Annotated in this window: 14 protein-coding genes; 7 read left to right on the forward strand and 7 right to left on the reverse strand. The window is 69.3% G+C overall.

The genetic code is table 11. The features are described 5' to 3' along the window. The gene (locus tag OG947_RS06240) at nucleotides 1-522 is read right to left on the reverse strand and encodes a MarR family winged helix-turn-helix transcriptional regulator (RefSeq protein WP_328813357.1); all 522 of its coding nucleotides are present in this window, start codon (nucleotides 520-522) and stop codon (nucleotides 1-3) included. Nucleotides 523-805: 283 nt separating this feature from the next. Next, nucleotides 806-1,786 (reverse strand): iron-siderophore ABC transporter substrate-binding protein, encoded by a 981-nt coding sequence (locus tag OG947_RS06245; protein WP_328813358.1) that lies wholly within the window; start codon nucleotides 1,784-1,786, stop codon nucleotides 806-808. 176 nt (nucleotides 1,787-1,962) lie between these two features. Between OG947_RS06245 and OG947_RS06250 the strand changes: the two genes are divergently transcribed. From OG947_RS06250 to OG947_RS06260, 3 genes are read left to right on the forward strand one after another with little or no spacing between them, the layout of a single operon-like run. Further along, nucleotides 1,963-2,256: a chorismate mutase gene (locus OG947_RS06250; protein WP_037184031.1), complete on the forward strand. Its 294-nt coding sequence runs from the start codon at nucleotides 1,963-1,965 to the stop codon at nucleotides 2,254-2,256. 24 nt (nucleotides 2,257-2,280) lie between these two features. Beyond that, nucleotides 2,281-2,613 (forward strand): DMT family transporter, encoded by a 333-nt coding sequence (locus OG947_RS06255; protein WP_056446576.1) that lies wholly within the window; start codon nucleotides 2,281-2,283, stop codon nucleotides 2,611-2,613. Next, nucleotides 2,613-2,939, forward strand: a complete 327-nt coding sequence (locus tag OG947_RS06260) for a DMT family transporter (protein WP_027504356.1) — start codon at nucleotides 2,613-2,615, stop codon at nucleotides 2,937-2,939. The genes OG947_RS06255 and OG947_RS06260 overlap by 1 nt, the downstream gene beginning before the upstream one ends. Before the next feature lie 13 nt (nucleotides 2,940-2,952). Here OG947_RS06260 and OG947_RS06265 read toward each other — a convergent pair whose 3' ends face one another. Beyond that, a complete protein-coding gene (locus OG947_RS06265; protein WP_328813359.1) occupies nucleotides 2,953-5,307 on the reverse strand; it encodes a transketolase-like TK C-terminal-containing protein in 2,355 nt (784 codons plus the stop codon). Nucleotides 5,308-5,621: 314 nt separating this feature from the next. On the opposite strand from OG947_RS06265, the gene OG947_RS06270 reads away from it, so the two are divergent. The 3 genes from OG947_RS06270 (at nucleotide 5,622) to OG947_RS06280 (ending at nucleotide 9,522) form a co-directional block, all read left to right on the forward strand. Beyond that, on the forward strand, nucleotides 5,622-6,344 hold the full coding sequence (locus OG947_RS06270; protein WP_328813360.1) for an ANTAR domain-containing protein: 723 nt from the start codon (nucleotides 5,622-5,624) through the stop codon (nucleotides 6,342-6,344). A 36-nt stretch (nucleotides 6,345-6,380) separates the two neighbouring features. Continuing rightward, nucleotides 6,381-8,768, forward strand: a complete 2,388-nt coding sequence (locus tag OG947_RS06275; protein WP_328813361.1) for an HAD-IC family P-type ATPase — start codon at nucleotides 6,381-6,383, stop codon at nucleotides 8,766-8,768. A 61-nt stretch (nucleotides 8,769-8,829) separates the two neighbouring features. Next, nucleotides 8,830-9,522 (forward strand): glycosyltransferase, encoded by a 693-nt coding sequence (locus tag OG947_RS06280; protein ID WP_051612999.1) that lies wholly within the window; start codon nucleotides 8,830-8,832, stop codon nucleotides 9,520-9,522. Here the strand turns inward: OG947_RS06280 and OG947_RS06285 are convergent, their stop codons facing one another. Genes OG947_RS06285 through OG947_RS06295 form a run of 3 tightly spaced genes read right to left on the reverse strand, consistent with a single transcriptional unit; the run spans nucleotide 9,523 to nucleotide 12,331 of the window. Beyond that, nucleotides 9,523-10,620 carry a class I SAM-dependent DNA methyltransferase gene (locus tag OG947_RS06285; RefSeq protein ID WP_328813362.1) on the reverse strand — a complete coding sequence of 366 codons (1,098 nt, stop codon included), beginning with the start codon at nucleotides 10,618-10,620 and terminating at the stop codon, nucleotides 9,523-9,525. It lies immediately after the preceding gene. Beyond that, nucleotides 10,617-11,369: a PIG-L deacetylase family protein gene (locus tag OG947_RS06290; protein WP_328813363.1), complete on the reverse strand. Its 753-nt coding sequence runs from the start codon at nucleotides 11,367-11,369 to the stop codon at nucleotides 10,617-10,619. The genes OG947_RS06285 and OG947_RS06290 overlap by 4 nt, the downstream gene beginning before the upstream one ends. Further along, a complete protein-coding gene (locus tag OG947_RS06295; protein WP_442973095.1) occupies nucleotides 11,366-12,331 on the reverse strand; it encodes an acyl-CoA dehydrogenase in 966 nt (321 codons plus the stop codon). Before OG947_RS06295 ends, OG947_RS06290 begins: the two co-directional genes overlap by 4 nt. A gap of 186 nt (nucleotides 12,332-12,517) precedes the next feature. Between OG947_RS06295 and OG947_RS06300 the strand changes: the two genes are divergently transcribed. Beyond that, entirely contained in the window at nucleotides 12,518-13,384 is an 867-nt protein-coding gene (locus OG947_RS06300) for a short-chain dehydrogenase/reductase (RefSeq protein WP_328813364.1), read from the forward strand. On the opposite strand, the gene OG947_RS06305 is transcribed toward OG947_RS06300, so the two are convergent. Further along, on the reverse strand, nucleotides 13,328-14,512 hold the full coding sequence (locus OG947_RS06305) for a PucR family transcriptional regulator (protein WP_328813365.1): 1,185 nt from the start codon (nucleotides 14,510-14,512) through the stop codon (nucleotides 13,328-13,330). The genes OG947_RS06300 and OG947_RS06305 overlap by 57 nt on opposite strands. Between the last annotated feature and the right edge of the window lie 20 nt (nucleotides 14,513-14,532).

The following is a 14,532-nucleotide window of genomic DNA, read 5'->3' on the forward strand; positions in this document are numbered from 1 at the left end:
TCAGTCCCGGTCGTCCGGGCGCACGTCCTGCTCGGGATACCGGTCCATCAGCATCCTGTGGACCGCCGGGTTCGCACCCTCGAGCACCCGGCCCGCGAGTCGCCCGAGCTCGAGTGCGTCCTCACGACCGAGGCGGTCGACGACCAGTTCTCGCACCTGCGCGACGTGACCGGGAGCCGCGCGACGAACGATCTCCATGCCCTCGTCGGTCAACGTCACCGCGGACTGCCCACCGGGGCCTCCGCGTGGCCCCCGTTCGACCCACCCCCGCGACTCCATACGCGTGAGTGCGTGGGAGACCCGAGAGAGTGATCCTGCGGCGAAGGCAGCGATCTCACTCGTCGGCGAACTCCGACCAGGCGACTCGGACAGACCGGCCAGAAGCATGTATTCGAAGTGGTTGACCCCCGCGTCGTTCTTCAACTGCGAGTTCAGTACTGCGGGGAGCGCCTCGAGGAGGCCTGCGACCGCGAGCCACGCGCGTACCTCGTCGGGTCGCAGCCACTCGACGTCGTCGTTCACGCACCCAGCCTAGGTGTCGTGAACCTTCGCTACCCTCACTTGAAGGTTCAACTCGACGACACTACAGTGTGTTGACACTTCACTACATCGGCAGAACGGCACCAATGCAGATCGGGATCGGCAACTTCGTGTCGGCCGTCGTCGAGTACGACACCGGCCACCGCGTCACCGCTCGCGAGCGGGTGGCGCATCTCTTGGACGGACCATGCTGCGGGGCATCGAGTTGCTCGGCACCGAGGTCGCGCCGCTGGTGAAGGCACGCGTGAGCGATCGCCTCCGAGCATCACGACCGGAGCGCCTCCGCCAGCATGGGCACCACGGTGTCGAGTGCGTACTGCAGCGAGAGCGCCGAGTTGGTGGAGTAGGACTTCGCCACCGCCGGGTCGTCGAACACGATCGCATGCCCCTGCGCCACGGCCGGGATACTGCGGAACAGCGGGTTCTGCTCGATGTCCTGCGCAGTCTTGCCGATCGGAAACATGACGACGAGATCCGCGTCGAGCAGACCCAGCTGCTCGTCCGCGATCGGTACGGAGAACCGCACCGGGGTCATCGATGCGATGGTCGGGTTCTGCCGGAACCCGAGCCGCATCAGGAACTGCACCCGCTCGCTGTCCTCTATGTAGGCGCCGTAGCCGGTTCCGCTGAGGGCGCCCACCGTCACGGTCCTCTCTGCGAACTCCGGATGGTCCGCAGCGGCCGTGCGGAAGCCGTCGTCCAGCCCTGCGATCAGCTCGGCGCCCTTCTCGGGCACACCGAGCGCCGCGGCAACCATGGTGACCTGATCCTCGTAGGACGTCGTGTAGTTCTCCGCACCCTCCGGGATGCCGACGGTCGGGGCGATGGCCGCCAGGCGGTCGTGCCGGCCGACGTCGCCCGAGCTCTTGGTGTCGAGGATCAGATCCGGCTCGAGTGCCGCCACGGCTTCGTAGGACGGTTCCAGGGTTCCGATGATCTCGGGTGGTGTGTCGTAGAGACCCTCCGCCCACGGACCGACGCCCTCTCCGCCGAAGTCGAGCCAGTCGCTGGCACCGACCGGCTGGAACCCGAGGGCCAATGCCGTCTCCGCGTCCCCCCACCCCAGCGCCACGACGCGCGTCGGCGCCGATTCGAGGTCGACGGCGCCGAACGCGGTGTCGACCGTCGCGGGATAGACGCCGCCGGCCGCTGTCTGCGCCGCGTCGCGGCCGTCCTCGGTGGCGGCCGACGAGCACGACACGGTGAGGGCCACCGTCGCGACGAGTACAGGGATCAGTCGCCTCACGGGCGCACACACGGTGAGAAACATTGCGTTAGCCTAACCTAACCTGAGGCCCACGGGCGCACTGCGATCCAGCTCACAATCAGCATCACCGCAGGTGAGACCCGTTCTCGACTGGTCGCCGAAAAATATCTCGGCAGATCGGTAATGAAATTCGGGATGGGCGCGATTCAGTAGACATGAGCATTGCAACCGACTTCGCCACCGCAGACGTCACGCGCAACCACGGTGCCGACACCGCCCACGACATCGACTCCATGCACGACGAGATCGAGCGTCTCGACGCCCAGATCCTGGCCGCAGTGGCACGACGCACCGAGCTCACTCGCACTGTCGGCATGATGGAGCCCCGCTCGGCCGCATCGTCCGCACGCGAGATGTCGGTGCTCCAGCACTTCGGTGATCTCGGCCGCGAGGGCCGCACCCTCGGCATGCTCCTCCTGCGCATGGGCCGCGGACAGATCGCTCGCTAGTCCCGCCCGCGGTAGAACTACCGCATGGTGTGGTTCGTTCTGGCGGCGGCCGTGGTGGCCGAAGTGTCCGCCACCCTGTCGCTCAAAGGTTCCGAGACCCGTCCCGTCCTCTACGTCGTGGTGATCATCGGTTATCTGCTGGCCTTCGTCGGACTCGCGTCCGTACTGCGCCGCGGTATGGCCCTCGGTGTCGCCTACGGTATCTGGGGAGCAAGCGGTGTCGCTCTCACCGCCCTTCTCGCGTCAGCGCTCTTCGGTGAACCGCTGACCATCGTGATGGGTCTCGGAATCGGACTGGTCATCGTCGGTGTACTCCTCGTCGAGACCGGGTCCCACCCCGCAGAGCGGGAACCGTGATGCAGTACCTCTTCCTCCTCGGCGCCATCCTCCTCGAGGTGTCGGCCACGCTGTCGCTCCGCGTGGCGGCCACCGGACGCCCCGCGTTCTACGGGGTCGTCGCTCTCGGCTATCTCCTCGCGTTCGTCGCCCTGCTCGGTGCGCTCCGTTCGGGTCTGGCCCTGGGAGTGGCCTACGGCATCTGGGCCGCGTGCGGAGTCGCCCTCACCGCCGTGGCCTCCCGGTACCTCTTTCGAGAACCCCTGACCCGCCGCATGCTCGGCGGGATCGCATGCATCGTCGTCGGCGTCCTGCTCATCGAACTCGGTGCCGCGGCCGCTCGATGAACCTGCCGAGCAGTCAGTGACCGGTGACGTCGAGTGCGGCCCGGACGATCGAGTCGGTGTCGATCTGATGGTGGCGGTACACCTCGTCGAGTGCGCCGACCTGACCGAACTCACTCACCCCGAGAGACGTGGACGGCACCCGATTCACCGTCGCCAGGAACGCGAGCGTGTGGGGATGACCGTCGAGGACCGTCACCATCGGCGTCGCCCGCTCTGCCGGGAGCAGATGATCGAGAATCCACGACTCCGCCTCGAGATGCCCCTGCCGTGCCTGCACCGCCCGATACAGCTCCCCCGGACTCGTGACGCACAGGACGTCGGCAGCGAGCCCGATCTGTTCGAGCCGCTCCGCCGCGTCGAGGGCCTCGGTGACCATCGCGCCCATCGCCGCGATGGTCACCACCGCACCGTCCCGCCGCACCAGCGGGTATCCCCCGGCGACCACCTGCCGCCGTCGGCGCTCCCGCGCCGCCGGATCCGCCGGAACGTTCGCCAGCGACTGATCGACCGGCCTGGTCGACAGGCGCAGATACGCCGACGTGCCGCCCGGGCGCCCCAACCGTCCGATCGCCGCCAGCAGCGTCCACTCGACGTCGATCGCGAACGCCGGTTCCCAGCTCACGCACCCGGGCTGCTCCAGACCGATCGACGGGGTCTTGATCGACTGGTGCGCACCACCTTCCGCCGCCAGGGTCACTCCCGAGGGGGTGCCGACGAGGATGGACTGTCCGCCTGCGTAGATGCCGTACGACCACGGCTCGAGCGCGCGCTCGACGAACGGGTCGTACATGACTCCGATCGGGAACAGCGGCTCTCCCCACCGGCTCCACGTCGCACCGAGCTCGCCCATCAGTCCGACGAGGTTGGTCTCGGCGATGCCCAGTTCCATGTGTTGCCCCGTGGGGCTCTCGCGCCAGTGCATGATCGTCTCGGCGTCGTCACCGAACCAGTCGTGGCGTTCCGAGGACGACCAGACGCCGATCTTGTTCACCCAGCCGCCGAGGTTGGTGGTGGAGCTGACGTCGGGACTGACGGTGACGACCCGCCGCGCGGCGTCCGGAGCCGCTCTGGTGAGGTCGAGCAGGACGCGACCGAGCGCGGCCTGTGTCGTCGCCGTTCCCTTGGGCGTGCGCCCGATGTCGGTGGGCACCGAGGGAGGCTCGGCCGTGTGTATCGGTTCCCGGCGCAGCCGGTCCGCGGTGTCCGCGCACACCCGCCCGGCCGGACTGTCGTCCGAGAATCGTGCCCAGGGCGCGTCGGGGTCGGTGCCCAGCGCGCCCGCGAGTTCGGCGTACTCCTCGACCGTCAGCAACGACGAGTGATTTTGCGGATGACCCTGCGTCGGCAACCCGAAGCCCTTGACGGTGTACGCGATGATCACGGTGGGACGGGTGTCGTCGATACGGGCGAACGCGGCGCGCAGTGCGGCGAGGTCGTGTCCGCCCAGGTTGCGGACGGCCTCCGTCAGAGCGGCATCGTCCAGATCGGCGACGAGGGCACGAATCCGTTCGGCACCGGGCCCGGCGCCGGGCAGTCGGGTGCGCAGTTCGTCCGCCGTGCAGCGCAGGAGGCGTTGGTACTCCGGGTTGGGCATGTCGACGATGCGTTCGCGCAGGGCCTCGCCGCCGGGACGGGCGAACAATGCGTCGAGAAGGGTGCCGAACGAGACCGTGACGACCTGCCAGCCGGCGGCGTCGAACATCTTCTCCAGCCGCCGCGCAGCGAAGTTCGGCACCACTCGATCCAGCGATTGGCGGTTCAGGTCGACGATCCACACGATCTCGCCGAGGTCGGCGATTCCCGGGTCGATCACCGCTTCCCACACCGCGCCCTCGTCCAGTTCGGCGTCGCCGACGAGCGAGTACTGCCGCCCCCGGAATCCGGTCGCTGTCCGGGCGTCGTCGTGCGCGTCACCGAAGGCGGCGTCGACGTAGCGGCGCGACATCGCGCCCCAGATCGGTGCGGTCGCTCCGATTCCCACGGACCCGGTGGAGTAGTCGACGGTGTCGGGGTCCTTGGCGCGCGACGGGTAGGACTGCAGCCCGCCGTAGGACCGCAGCGTCGTCAGGTACTTCTCGTCCAACTCACCGAGGAGGTAGTTGATCGCGTGCAGCACCGGAGACGCGTGCGGCTTGACCGACACCCGGTCCCCGGGCTGCAACTGTTCGAACCACAGGGAGGTCATGATCGACACCATCGACGCGCACGAGGCTTGGTGGCCTCCGACTTTGAGTCCGCTGGGGTTGGGCCGAATTCGATTGGCGTGGTGAATCATCGAGGTCGACAGCCACAACACACGCTGTGCGATCTCCTCCAGGGTCTCCACCGTCTGTGGCGCTCGATCATCGACATGCTCGTTGCTGGTCATGGCGCTTCCCCCTCAGGACGTCATCTCCGGCTCGATGCTTCGCGGAGATCCCCAGGTGACCACGGTCTTGCCGACTGCGCAAGATCCGGCTCCGCGACCGAGCATTCTGCGCACAGCACCGCATGTCGTCGTGGGTGTTCCGAGCGTGTCGACCACTCGGGTGACCGACGACACCCGGTGAGTGGGCGCCCGTGTTCGAGGACACCGGCCGGATGTGGTGTGCGGAGCCGACGGACGGGTACACGATGAACGGCGAGACACACCCTCAGCTGCGGTCCACGAGCCGGTTACACGAACGCAGCGAAGGACGCCCCATGGCATCGAACTCGGCCCGCGAGCCCCATCCACCAGACGAACGCGTCATGGGCGCCCTGCGGTCCGGACGCACTGCGGAGACATGGCTGGCCGCGTGCGTGCAGTGGTGCCGGGCGGACGGAGCCGCCGTGGTGGCGGAATCTGCGGCCGATGCCGACGTCCGGCTCGTCACGTACGCGACGGACGACCTGGCGGAGCGGCTGGCCGACCTCCAGTACCTGCTCGGCTGCGGACCGCACACCGAGTCGATGGCGGGAGCGGGACACAGCCGACTCGATGTCGAGGACCCTGACCACGGCGTCCGCTGGACCACTCTCGTCGACGAATTGGCGACCCTCGGAGTCGTCGAGGTCGCGACGTTCCCCATCGGTGCACCCGCCACCCCCCTGGGAACGCTCCAGATGTACTGGCGTGGTCGACGCCGCAGCAGCACGCACTCCGACGCCGCCATCGCAGCGCTCGTGGAACGTCGCCCGGAGTTGCTGGCGCCGCGAGTTCCCCTGTGCGACGACCTGGACGGAGACTCTGTCCTCACGGCCGTCGACGGCGGGCCCGACCACGGCTTCGACCTGTCGACCGTGCACCTGGCGATCGGCGTGGTGGTCGCTCGGCACCACCTCGGCGTCCAGGCAGCGTCGGCACTGCTGCGAGCACAGGCCTACAGCGCTGGGACCACGGTCACCGAGCAGGCTCGACGGGTGCTGGACGACCAACGAGGCTGACGACCGTCGTCGCCGACACCCACTAGGCTCCCCTTCATGCTGTCGAGCGACGTCCCCACCGCAGTCGGACTCACCACAGCGGAAGCGGAGACCCTCGCATCGCAGGGTCGGTCCAACGACGTGCCGGCCCGCTCCTCGAGGTCGGTCGCAGACATCCTGCGCGGCAACATCTTCACGCGCATCAACGCGATTCTGGCGGTACTTCTCGTCATCGTGCTGTCGACCGGATCGATCATCGACGCGATGTTCGGTCTGCTCATCGTCGCCAACAGCGGGATCGGCATCATCCAGGAACTGCGCGCGAAGCGCACCCTCGACGCGCTCGCCATCGTGGGCCAGAGTCGGCCCATCGTGCGACGAGACGGCCGTGCACGGGACCTCGCTCCCCACGAGGTGGTGCTCGGCGACGTCGTGGAACTCGGTCCGGGCGATCAGATCATCGTCGACGGCGACGTGATCGAGGCGGACTCGCTCGACGTCGACGAATCACTGCTGACGGGTGAGTCCGACTCGATGACCAAGACCCCGGGCGACTCCGTGTTCTCCGGGTCGTTCGTCGTCGCCGGCCGCGGAGCCTACCGCGTCACCAAGGTGGGGAGGGAAGCGTACGCGGCCCAGTTGGCCGAGGAGGCAGGCAAGTTCACGCTCATCGACTCCGAACTCCGGTCCGGTATCGACCGCATCCTCCGCCACATCACCCGGGTGATGGTCCCGGCCGGCATCGTCATCGTCGTCAACCAGCTCGTCGTCACGGGCCAGCCGCTCGGCCCCGCGCTCAACGGCATGGTGGCGGCGCTGGTCCCGATGGTGCCGGAAGGACTGGTCCTGCTCACGTCACTGGCCTTCGCCGTCGGCGTGGTCCGCCTCGGACGTCGACAGTGCCTCGTGCAGGAGCTTCCGGCGGTCGAGGGGCTGGCCCGTATCGACGTGGTGTGCGCCGACAAGACCGGAACGCTGACCGAGAACGCGATGGTCATGTCGGACCTCCTCGTGCTGTCGGCCGAGTCCGACGAGGACGTCCGGCGCGACCTGTCCGCCGTCGTCGCCGACGACGATCGACCGAACGCCAGCATGATCGCCGTCGCCGACGCGCTTCCGACCGCGCCTGCCCGGACGGCGTCCGCGCGGGCTCCGTTCTCGTCGGAGAAGAAGTGGAGCGGAGTCTCCTTCCCCGACGCGGGCAACTTCCTGATCGGTGCTCCGGACGTGCTGCTGGATCCGGCATCGGAGGCCTCCGCACGCGCCACCGAGCTGGGCGCGGCCGGAAAGAGGGTGCTGCTCTTCGCCACCAGCGACCTCCCGATGGATCACGCCGACGCGCCGGGTGTCGTGACGCCCCGAGCCCTCGTCGTGCTCGAGCAGAAGATCCGGGCGGACGCCGGCGAAACACTGAACTACTTCGCGGATCAGGCCGTCCAGGTCAAGATCATCTCCGGCGACAACGCGGTGTCCGTGGGCGCGGTGGCCGGGTCGCTCGATGCTCTGCCGTCGGGCGATGCGGTCGACGCTCGCAGTCTCCCGTCGAACACGGACGATCTCGCGGACACCATGGAGCGTCATGCCGTGTTCGGACGGGTACGCCCGGAACAGAAGCGGGACATGGTCACCGCCTTGCAGAGCCGTGGTCACACGGTGGCCATGACGGGTGACGGCGTCAACGACGTTCTCGCACTGAAGAAGGCCGACATCGGTGTCGCCATGGGCGCGGGAAGTCCCGCGGCGCGGTCCGTGGCGCAGATCGTGTTGCTGGACAACGCCTTCTCGACGCTGCCCCACGTGGTGGCCGAGGGTCGACGAGTCATCGGCAACATCGAACGGGTCTCCACGCTGTTCCTCACCAAGACGGTCTACTCGGTGGTGCTCGCGGTCCTCGTCGGGCTGTCCGGTCTGCTGTCCCTGGTCGTGAACGTCGACCCGCTGCCCTACCCGTTTCTTCCCCGCCACGTCACCATCGCGGCGTGGTTCACCATCGGCATTCCCGCGTTCCTGCTGTCGCTGGCGCCGAACAACGAACGGGCCCGCTCCGGCTTCGTCCCTCGGGTGCTGCGCAAGGCGGTCCCCGCCGGACTGGTGGTGGGTGTCGCCACGTTCGCGACCTACCTCGCCACCTACGACGGACCCGATGCCTCGCGGGCGGACCGGATCCAGTCGAGCACCTCGGCGCTCATCACGCTGATCGTCGTCGCGATGTGGGTCCTCGGGACGGTGGCCCGGCCCATGCAGTGGTGGAAGGTGACTCTGCTGACCGTGTCCGTGGCGGCCTACGCGGTCATCTTCACCGTGCCGCCGCTCGCCCGCTTCTTCGAGCTCGATGCGGGCAACGTGTCCTACACCGTGCTCGCCTTCGTCTCCGCGGCAGTGGGTATCGCGGTCCTGGAGGCGGTACGCCCCGCCATGCGGCGCCGCGCGCACCGCACGGCGTAGCGCGCACAGCACCGCGTGCTGCGCATGATTGGCGACGACGGGAATCGGGCATTTCACAGGTGTGCATTTCACGCCGGCCCGGGTCGAGCGCATCGTCGCAGTGGTGCCCGCCCACAACGAGGACGCGTCGCTGTCTGCGTGCCTCGATGCCCTGCGCACCGCTCGCACGCTGTCGCCGGTCCCCGTCCGACTGGTGGTGGTGCTGGACGCCTGCAGTGACCGCACCGCGGAGGTGGTGGGTGGGGGCGTCCGGTGCGTCACGACGGACGTCGCGAACGTGGGAGCTGCACGGGCCCTGGGGTTCCGGTCCGAGACGTCGAGCGCCGGATCGTCCACCTGGTACGTCAACACCGACGCCGATTCGCTGGTCGACCCCGACCACTTCCGATCGATCGTGGCGTGCGCTGCGCAGGCACACGTCGTCCCCGGACCGGTGCGCGTCGACGAGGGCCTGCGTGATCCCGTCGTGCTCCGGCGATTCCGGCGCGACTACGCGGACCGTGAACGACGCGGACTCCTGCAGGTCCACGGAGCCAACCTCGCGGTGCGCGCCGACGCCTACCGTGCGGTCGGCGGATTCCGTGCGCTCGCCGTCCACGAGGACGTCGATCTGGTCGCGCGACTCGGACGCCGGGGGTACCGCATACGCCGCACCGGCGCTCCGTGCGTGACCACGTCGGCCCGCACCAGTACGCGCACCACAGGTGGTTTCGCCACGTTCCTCGACGAGATGGCGACTCCCGTCACCGCCTGATCAGTGTGCGCCGGTACCCCGCGTGAAGACGTCGACGAGAACGTCGTCGTCGCGGTACTCCGCCCGGAGGAGCAGGTGCGGTGACGCGCGGAACGCGGTGTGCACCTCGGCCGCAGTGCTCGGGTACTCCGGAACGTCGTGGCGCCAGTGCGCGACGCACACGGTTCCGCCGGGCTCTGCCGCATCGACCGCCTTCGACACCAGAGCGTCGAGCTCCGTCGGGTGGACGTAGTAACACATCTCGCTCAGCACGACGAGATCGAACTGCTCGTCCGGCCACCCGTCGTGCAGCGACTCTCGGCGGAACTCCACGTTCGGAATCCCACGCTCCCGCGCGCGACGCAACGGTGCCTCCGCGATGTCCGTGGAGAGCAGGCGATCGGCTCGGCCCGCGATGAGTTCGGACAGAACTCCGACGGAACACCCCGGCTCGAAGGCCGACCGGTACCGCTCGTTCGGAAGCATTGCCATCGTGAGGGCGTACTTGCGTCGCTCGTACCACCGGCTCTCGAACCCCCACGGGTCCGGATCGGCCTCGTACATGCGCTCGAAATAACTCGCCGGGACACCTCCGGCCTGCCCGCCCGATTCCGACCGGCCTCCGGCCTGCCCGCCCGATTCCGACCGGCCTCCGGCCTGCCCGCCCGATTCCGACCGGCCTCCGGCCTGCCCGCCCGATTCCGACCGGCCTCCGGCCTGCCCGCCCGATTCCGACCGGCCTCCGGCCTGCCCGCCCGATCCCGACCGGCCTCCGGCCTGCCCGCCCGATCCCGACCGGCCTCCGGCCTGCCCGCCCGATCCCGACCGGCCTCCGGCCTGCCCGCCCGATCCCGACCGGCCTCCGGCCTGCCCGCCCGATCCCGACCGGCCTCCGGCCTGCCCGCCCGATCCCGACCGGCCTCCGGCCTGCCCGCCCGATCCCGACCGGCCTCCGGCCTGCCCGCCCGATCCCGACCGGCCTCCGGCCTGCCCGCCCGATCCCGACCGGCCTCCGGCCTGCCCGCCCGATCCCGACCGGCCTCCGGCCTGCCCGCCCGATCCCGACCGGCCTCCGGCCTGCCCGCCCGATCCCGACCGGCCTCCGGCCTGCCCGCTCACACGAACACCGTCTCGTGAGAACGCAGGAGCCGCTCAAGAACCCACGGCGGGAGGATCTCGTCCTCGTTCCCGTCCCGAGTCGTCTGGCTGACGAATCTGCTCACCGCTACCTCCTTGCGCGCGATCGCGTCCGCGTCGAGAGTGATCGTGCGGGCCGACTCCCAGTCCACGGCCTCGTCCCCCGGTTCTGCCCAGTGCCACATCCACACCGGGTACTCGACGAGCGTGCACCCGTTCCGGCTCGCCGCCGCGGCCGACGCGCGCCCGACCGCTTCGTGATCGGGGTGGCCGTCGCCGCGCAGCGTCGTCGCGCACCACACCGTCGTACCGCGCCCCACGGTGTCGAGCACGTCGACGAGAGCGTCGACGAGGGCGCGCTCGTGCTCGGCCACCTGTCCGTCGGGCATGCTCAGCCGACGGATGTCGACGATACCGAGATCCACCAGCGCCGACGCACTCTCGGCTCTGCGCACCGCTTCCAGGTCGGCGCGCGACCGCGCGGGCGTGGGGGTGTGAGACGCGCCCCCGTCAGTGACGGCGACTATCGTCACCGGAACACCGGACGCGGCCAGCATCGATGCCCAGCCGCCCAGACCGAGGACCTCGTCATCGGGGTGCGGAGCGACGAGGACCAGATGCGCCAGCCCGTCGTGGACAAGGTCGGGGTACGTCGGACCGTTCTCGCGCCACACGGACTCCGGCGTTCCACGCTGTGCCACCGGGCGCTCCGCGAACCTGCCCACACTCACGATGCGGAACCCGACGCCGCGACCGCCCGGCCCAGGTTCTCCAGATCGACCTCGGCGTGGCTCTGGCGAAGATACGTCGTCAGGTCTGCCACCCGGCGGGAGTGCTCCGCGTCCAGACCGAGGGGTGCCGCACCCAGCGCGCGGCCGACCCGGTCGAGAACTTCGGTGCAGGCCCGCTCCACGATGGCGCGAACCCGCATGGCGCGGACTCTCGCCTCGTCCAGAGCCAGTGGGTCTCGGTCCACCTCGTCGGCAGCGACGTCGAAGGTGTTGACACAGGCCGTCAGTGCCGCGTCCACTGCTCCGAGGTGCGCGAGCGCATGCGGTCCGGCCCGGTCCGCAGCGGCCCGGCGGTAGAGCGGGTCGGCGACGGCGAGTGCCACCCCGAACCAGCAGGCGGCCACCCCGATCGCACCGTGCCAGAATCCGGCACGCGCGGTGTAGTCACCCGGTTGCCCCACCGCGACCGCGGACGTTCCCGCGAGAGACACTGCGCCGGAATCGCTCTCGCGCATTCCCGTCGCGTGCCACGTGTTCGGCTCAGGGGTCACGGTGCCGCTGTCCAGCGCCACGGCGAACAAGGCGGAGTCCTCCCCCGCCCGTGCGGTCACCAGCGCGTGCGAGCAACTGTGGGCTCCCGAGCACCACATCTTCCGGCCGGTCAGCGACCAGGAACCGTGCTCGTCGGAGACCGCGTTGACGGGCGGCGGCGTCTCTGCGGCCCACACTCCCCACATCTGCTCGGACGAGGTCGCGGGACCACCCAGCTCCGCGCAGATGGCGACGGCGTCGAAGTGGGCTTCGAGCAACCGGCCGACCACCGCGTCGTCGCGGCACCACGCGGTCAGCAGATCCCAGCGTCGCCTGGTCGCACCGGACCCCGGTAGCGGGATCTCACCAGCGGATGCGATGCGGGACCGTACGGCCGCGGCGACACCGGGGTCGAGATCGTCCGTACTCACGTGAGTCGCTCCTGTCGTCGTTCCGCGGGGTACCCGATCAGCGTCAGGCCTACGCAGACCGGTCGATCGCTCGCTGTGCGGCTGCACAGCGCAGGCCGACCCGACGTGGAGTCACGCACCTGTCGCGGGGCTGCTCGCCGGGCGACGCTGAGGGGACCGCGAACGACGACCCGTGAAGGACAGCGCATGGCATCGATGGCAGGCAAGGTCGTACTCATCACCGGCGGTGCGTCCGGGATCGGTCTCGAGACCGGACGCCGACTCGCGTCGCAGGGCGCGCACGTGGTGCTCGTGGACCGATCCGACATACCCGCATCGGTGATCGGGAGCCTGGACACCAGCGCTCACGGCCGGCACCTGGCCGTGACCGCCGACGTCACGGACACCGCGTCACTCGAATCAGCTGTTGCACAGATCCTCTCGGAGTACGGGTGCCTCGACGTGGTGGTGGCCAATGCGGGCATCGCCGAGGCCGGCACCGTCGCCATCAGCGACGTCGAGACACTGACCCGCATCGTCGACATCAATCTGAACGGCGTCATCCGCACCGTGCACGCCACGTTGCCCGCCGTGACCGCACAGCGCGGCTTCTATCTGTTGGTCTCGTCCGCGGCCGCCCTGAAGACCGTGCCGGGCCAGTCCGCCTACGCGGCCGCCAAGACGGGTGTCGAGGCATTCGGCGGCGGACTGCGCCTCGAGGTGGCACACAAGGGCGTCGGCGTCGGGGTCGCGCATCCCGCATTCGTCCGGACTCCGATGTTCCAGTCGCAGCACAGCATCGAGTCGGTGCGGGCGAGCATCGAGGAACTGCCCTGGCCGTTCGATGTCGTCACCGACGTCGAGGACTGCGCCGACGCGTTCGTCGACGCCATCGTCCGGCGCCGCCGGAAGGTGTACGTGCCGGGCGCTCTGCGCGGCGTCGACAAGATCCGCGGTGTGTTCACCGGCTCGTTGTGGGACGCGATTCTCCGTCCGAAGATGCGGAAGACGGTTCCGCTACTGGAGCGGGGGATCCTGGAGAGCCGAGCGCGCGCTGCGCTCACGCGTCAGTAGCCACCAGGCGAGGACGAGATCGGCTGTCCGGTCGATGTCGAGGCCCGTCAGATCACCGAAACGCGCCACCCTGTTGCGCACGGTGTTGCGATGCACGAAGAGGGCGGCGGCGGTGTCGTCGACGCGCCGATCATGGTCGAGGTACGCCGCGACGGTGTCCAGGATCTCGCGACCCGCCTCGCCGCGTTCGGCCACCGTGGTCAGATGCGCGGACGCGAGTCGATCCGCGGCCTCCTCCCCCAGCGCGAGGAGAGGAAGCGGTCCGAGTGCGGCCAGGTCGACCACCCCAGTCCTCGCGAAGCGGGTGGCGAGGTCGAGTGCGTGCCGCGCCTGCCCGTACGACGCGCGCGCGTCCGTGGCCGGTCGAGCATCGCCCAGACCGACCGCCACCGAGGCCGCGAGGCGGTCCGGAACCACGGGCAGAAGGGCGACGAGACAGCCGTCGATGACCGCGTCCACCACGCCGAGATCATCGGTGCCGCAACGTAGTCGCAGCATCGACCGGATGTCCGACACGATCGACGAGTCGTTCCAGGTCACACAGGCGACGCTGTAGTGGTGATCGAGCGCGATACCGTGCTCACGGGCGTCCCGCTCGACGGACGCGGGCACGTACGACCCGTCGACGAGCTGCCGGATGAGATCCGCACGCCGGGTGGCACCCGTGACCGCTCGTTCCTGCATCACCGTGTTCACGGCGGCCGAGTACGACGTGGCCCACTCCCACATCATGTCCTGCATGTCGTCGATGACATCGGTCGACAACTGCTGCTCGACGGCGTTGCGCCGGATCATCTTGAACAGCTCGCGGGCACCGAGTTGGATGCTGTGTGCGACGAGTTCGAGGGGGATCCGCTGATCGGCCCACCGCCGGACCAGGTCGGCGACGTCCCGCTCGTTCACGGCAGGTGCATCGCTGCGCACTCGCCACAGCACGATGTCCAGGACGGCGCGCGTGTTGCGCTGCACCTCCTCGTGCGCCACCGAGTCGTACACCGGAATGCTCCTGCGGTACAACGACGTCAGGTCCGACGCGACGGCATCGAGTTCCTGCTCGGCGTCGGTGACGAGGGAGGCGATGCGCGCGGCGATCTCCCGCTCCCGCGGAGTACCCGTCCGGTCGCTCATCGCGCCTCCTCTTCCACCAC

Source organism: Rhodococcus sp. NBC_00297, from assembly GCF_036173065.1.
Lineage (GTDB): Bacteria > Actinomycetota > Actinomycetes > Mycobacteriales > Mycobacteriaceae > Rhodococcoides.

Coding starts and splice junctions, on each gene's coding strand:
- OG947_RS06265 (WP_328813359.1), bottom strand. CDS start 5,307: ATGACCAGCAACGAGCATGTCGATGATCGAGCGCCACAGACGGTGGAG.
- OG947_RS06255 (WP_056446576.1), top strand. CDS start 2,281: ATGGTGTGGTTCGTTCTGGCGGCGGCCGTGGTGGCCGAAGTGTCCGCC.
- OG947_RS06275 (WP_328813361.1), top strand. CDS start 6,381: ATGCTGTCGAGCGACGTCCCCACCGCAGTCGGACTCACCACAGCGGAA.
- OG947_RS06300 (WP_328813364.1), top strand. CDS start 12,518: ATGGCATCGATGGCAGGCAAGGTCGTACTCATCACCGGCGGTGCGTCC.
- OG947_RS06305 (WP_328813365.1), bottom strand. CDS start 14,512: ATGAGCGACCGGACGGGTACTCCGCGGGAGCGGGAGATCGCCGCGCGC.
- OG947_RS06250 (WP_037184031.1), top strand. CDS start 1,963: ATGAGCATTGCAACCGACTTCGCCACCGCAGACGTCACGCGCAACCAC.
- OG947_RS06260 (WP_027504356.1), top strand. CDS start 2,613: ATGCAGTACCTCTTCCTCCTCGGCGCCATCCTCCTCGAGGTGTCGGCC.
- OG947_RS06270 (WP_328813360.1), top strand. CDS start 5,622: ATGGCATCGAACTCGGCCCGCGAGCCCCATCCACCAGACGAACGCGTC.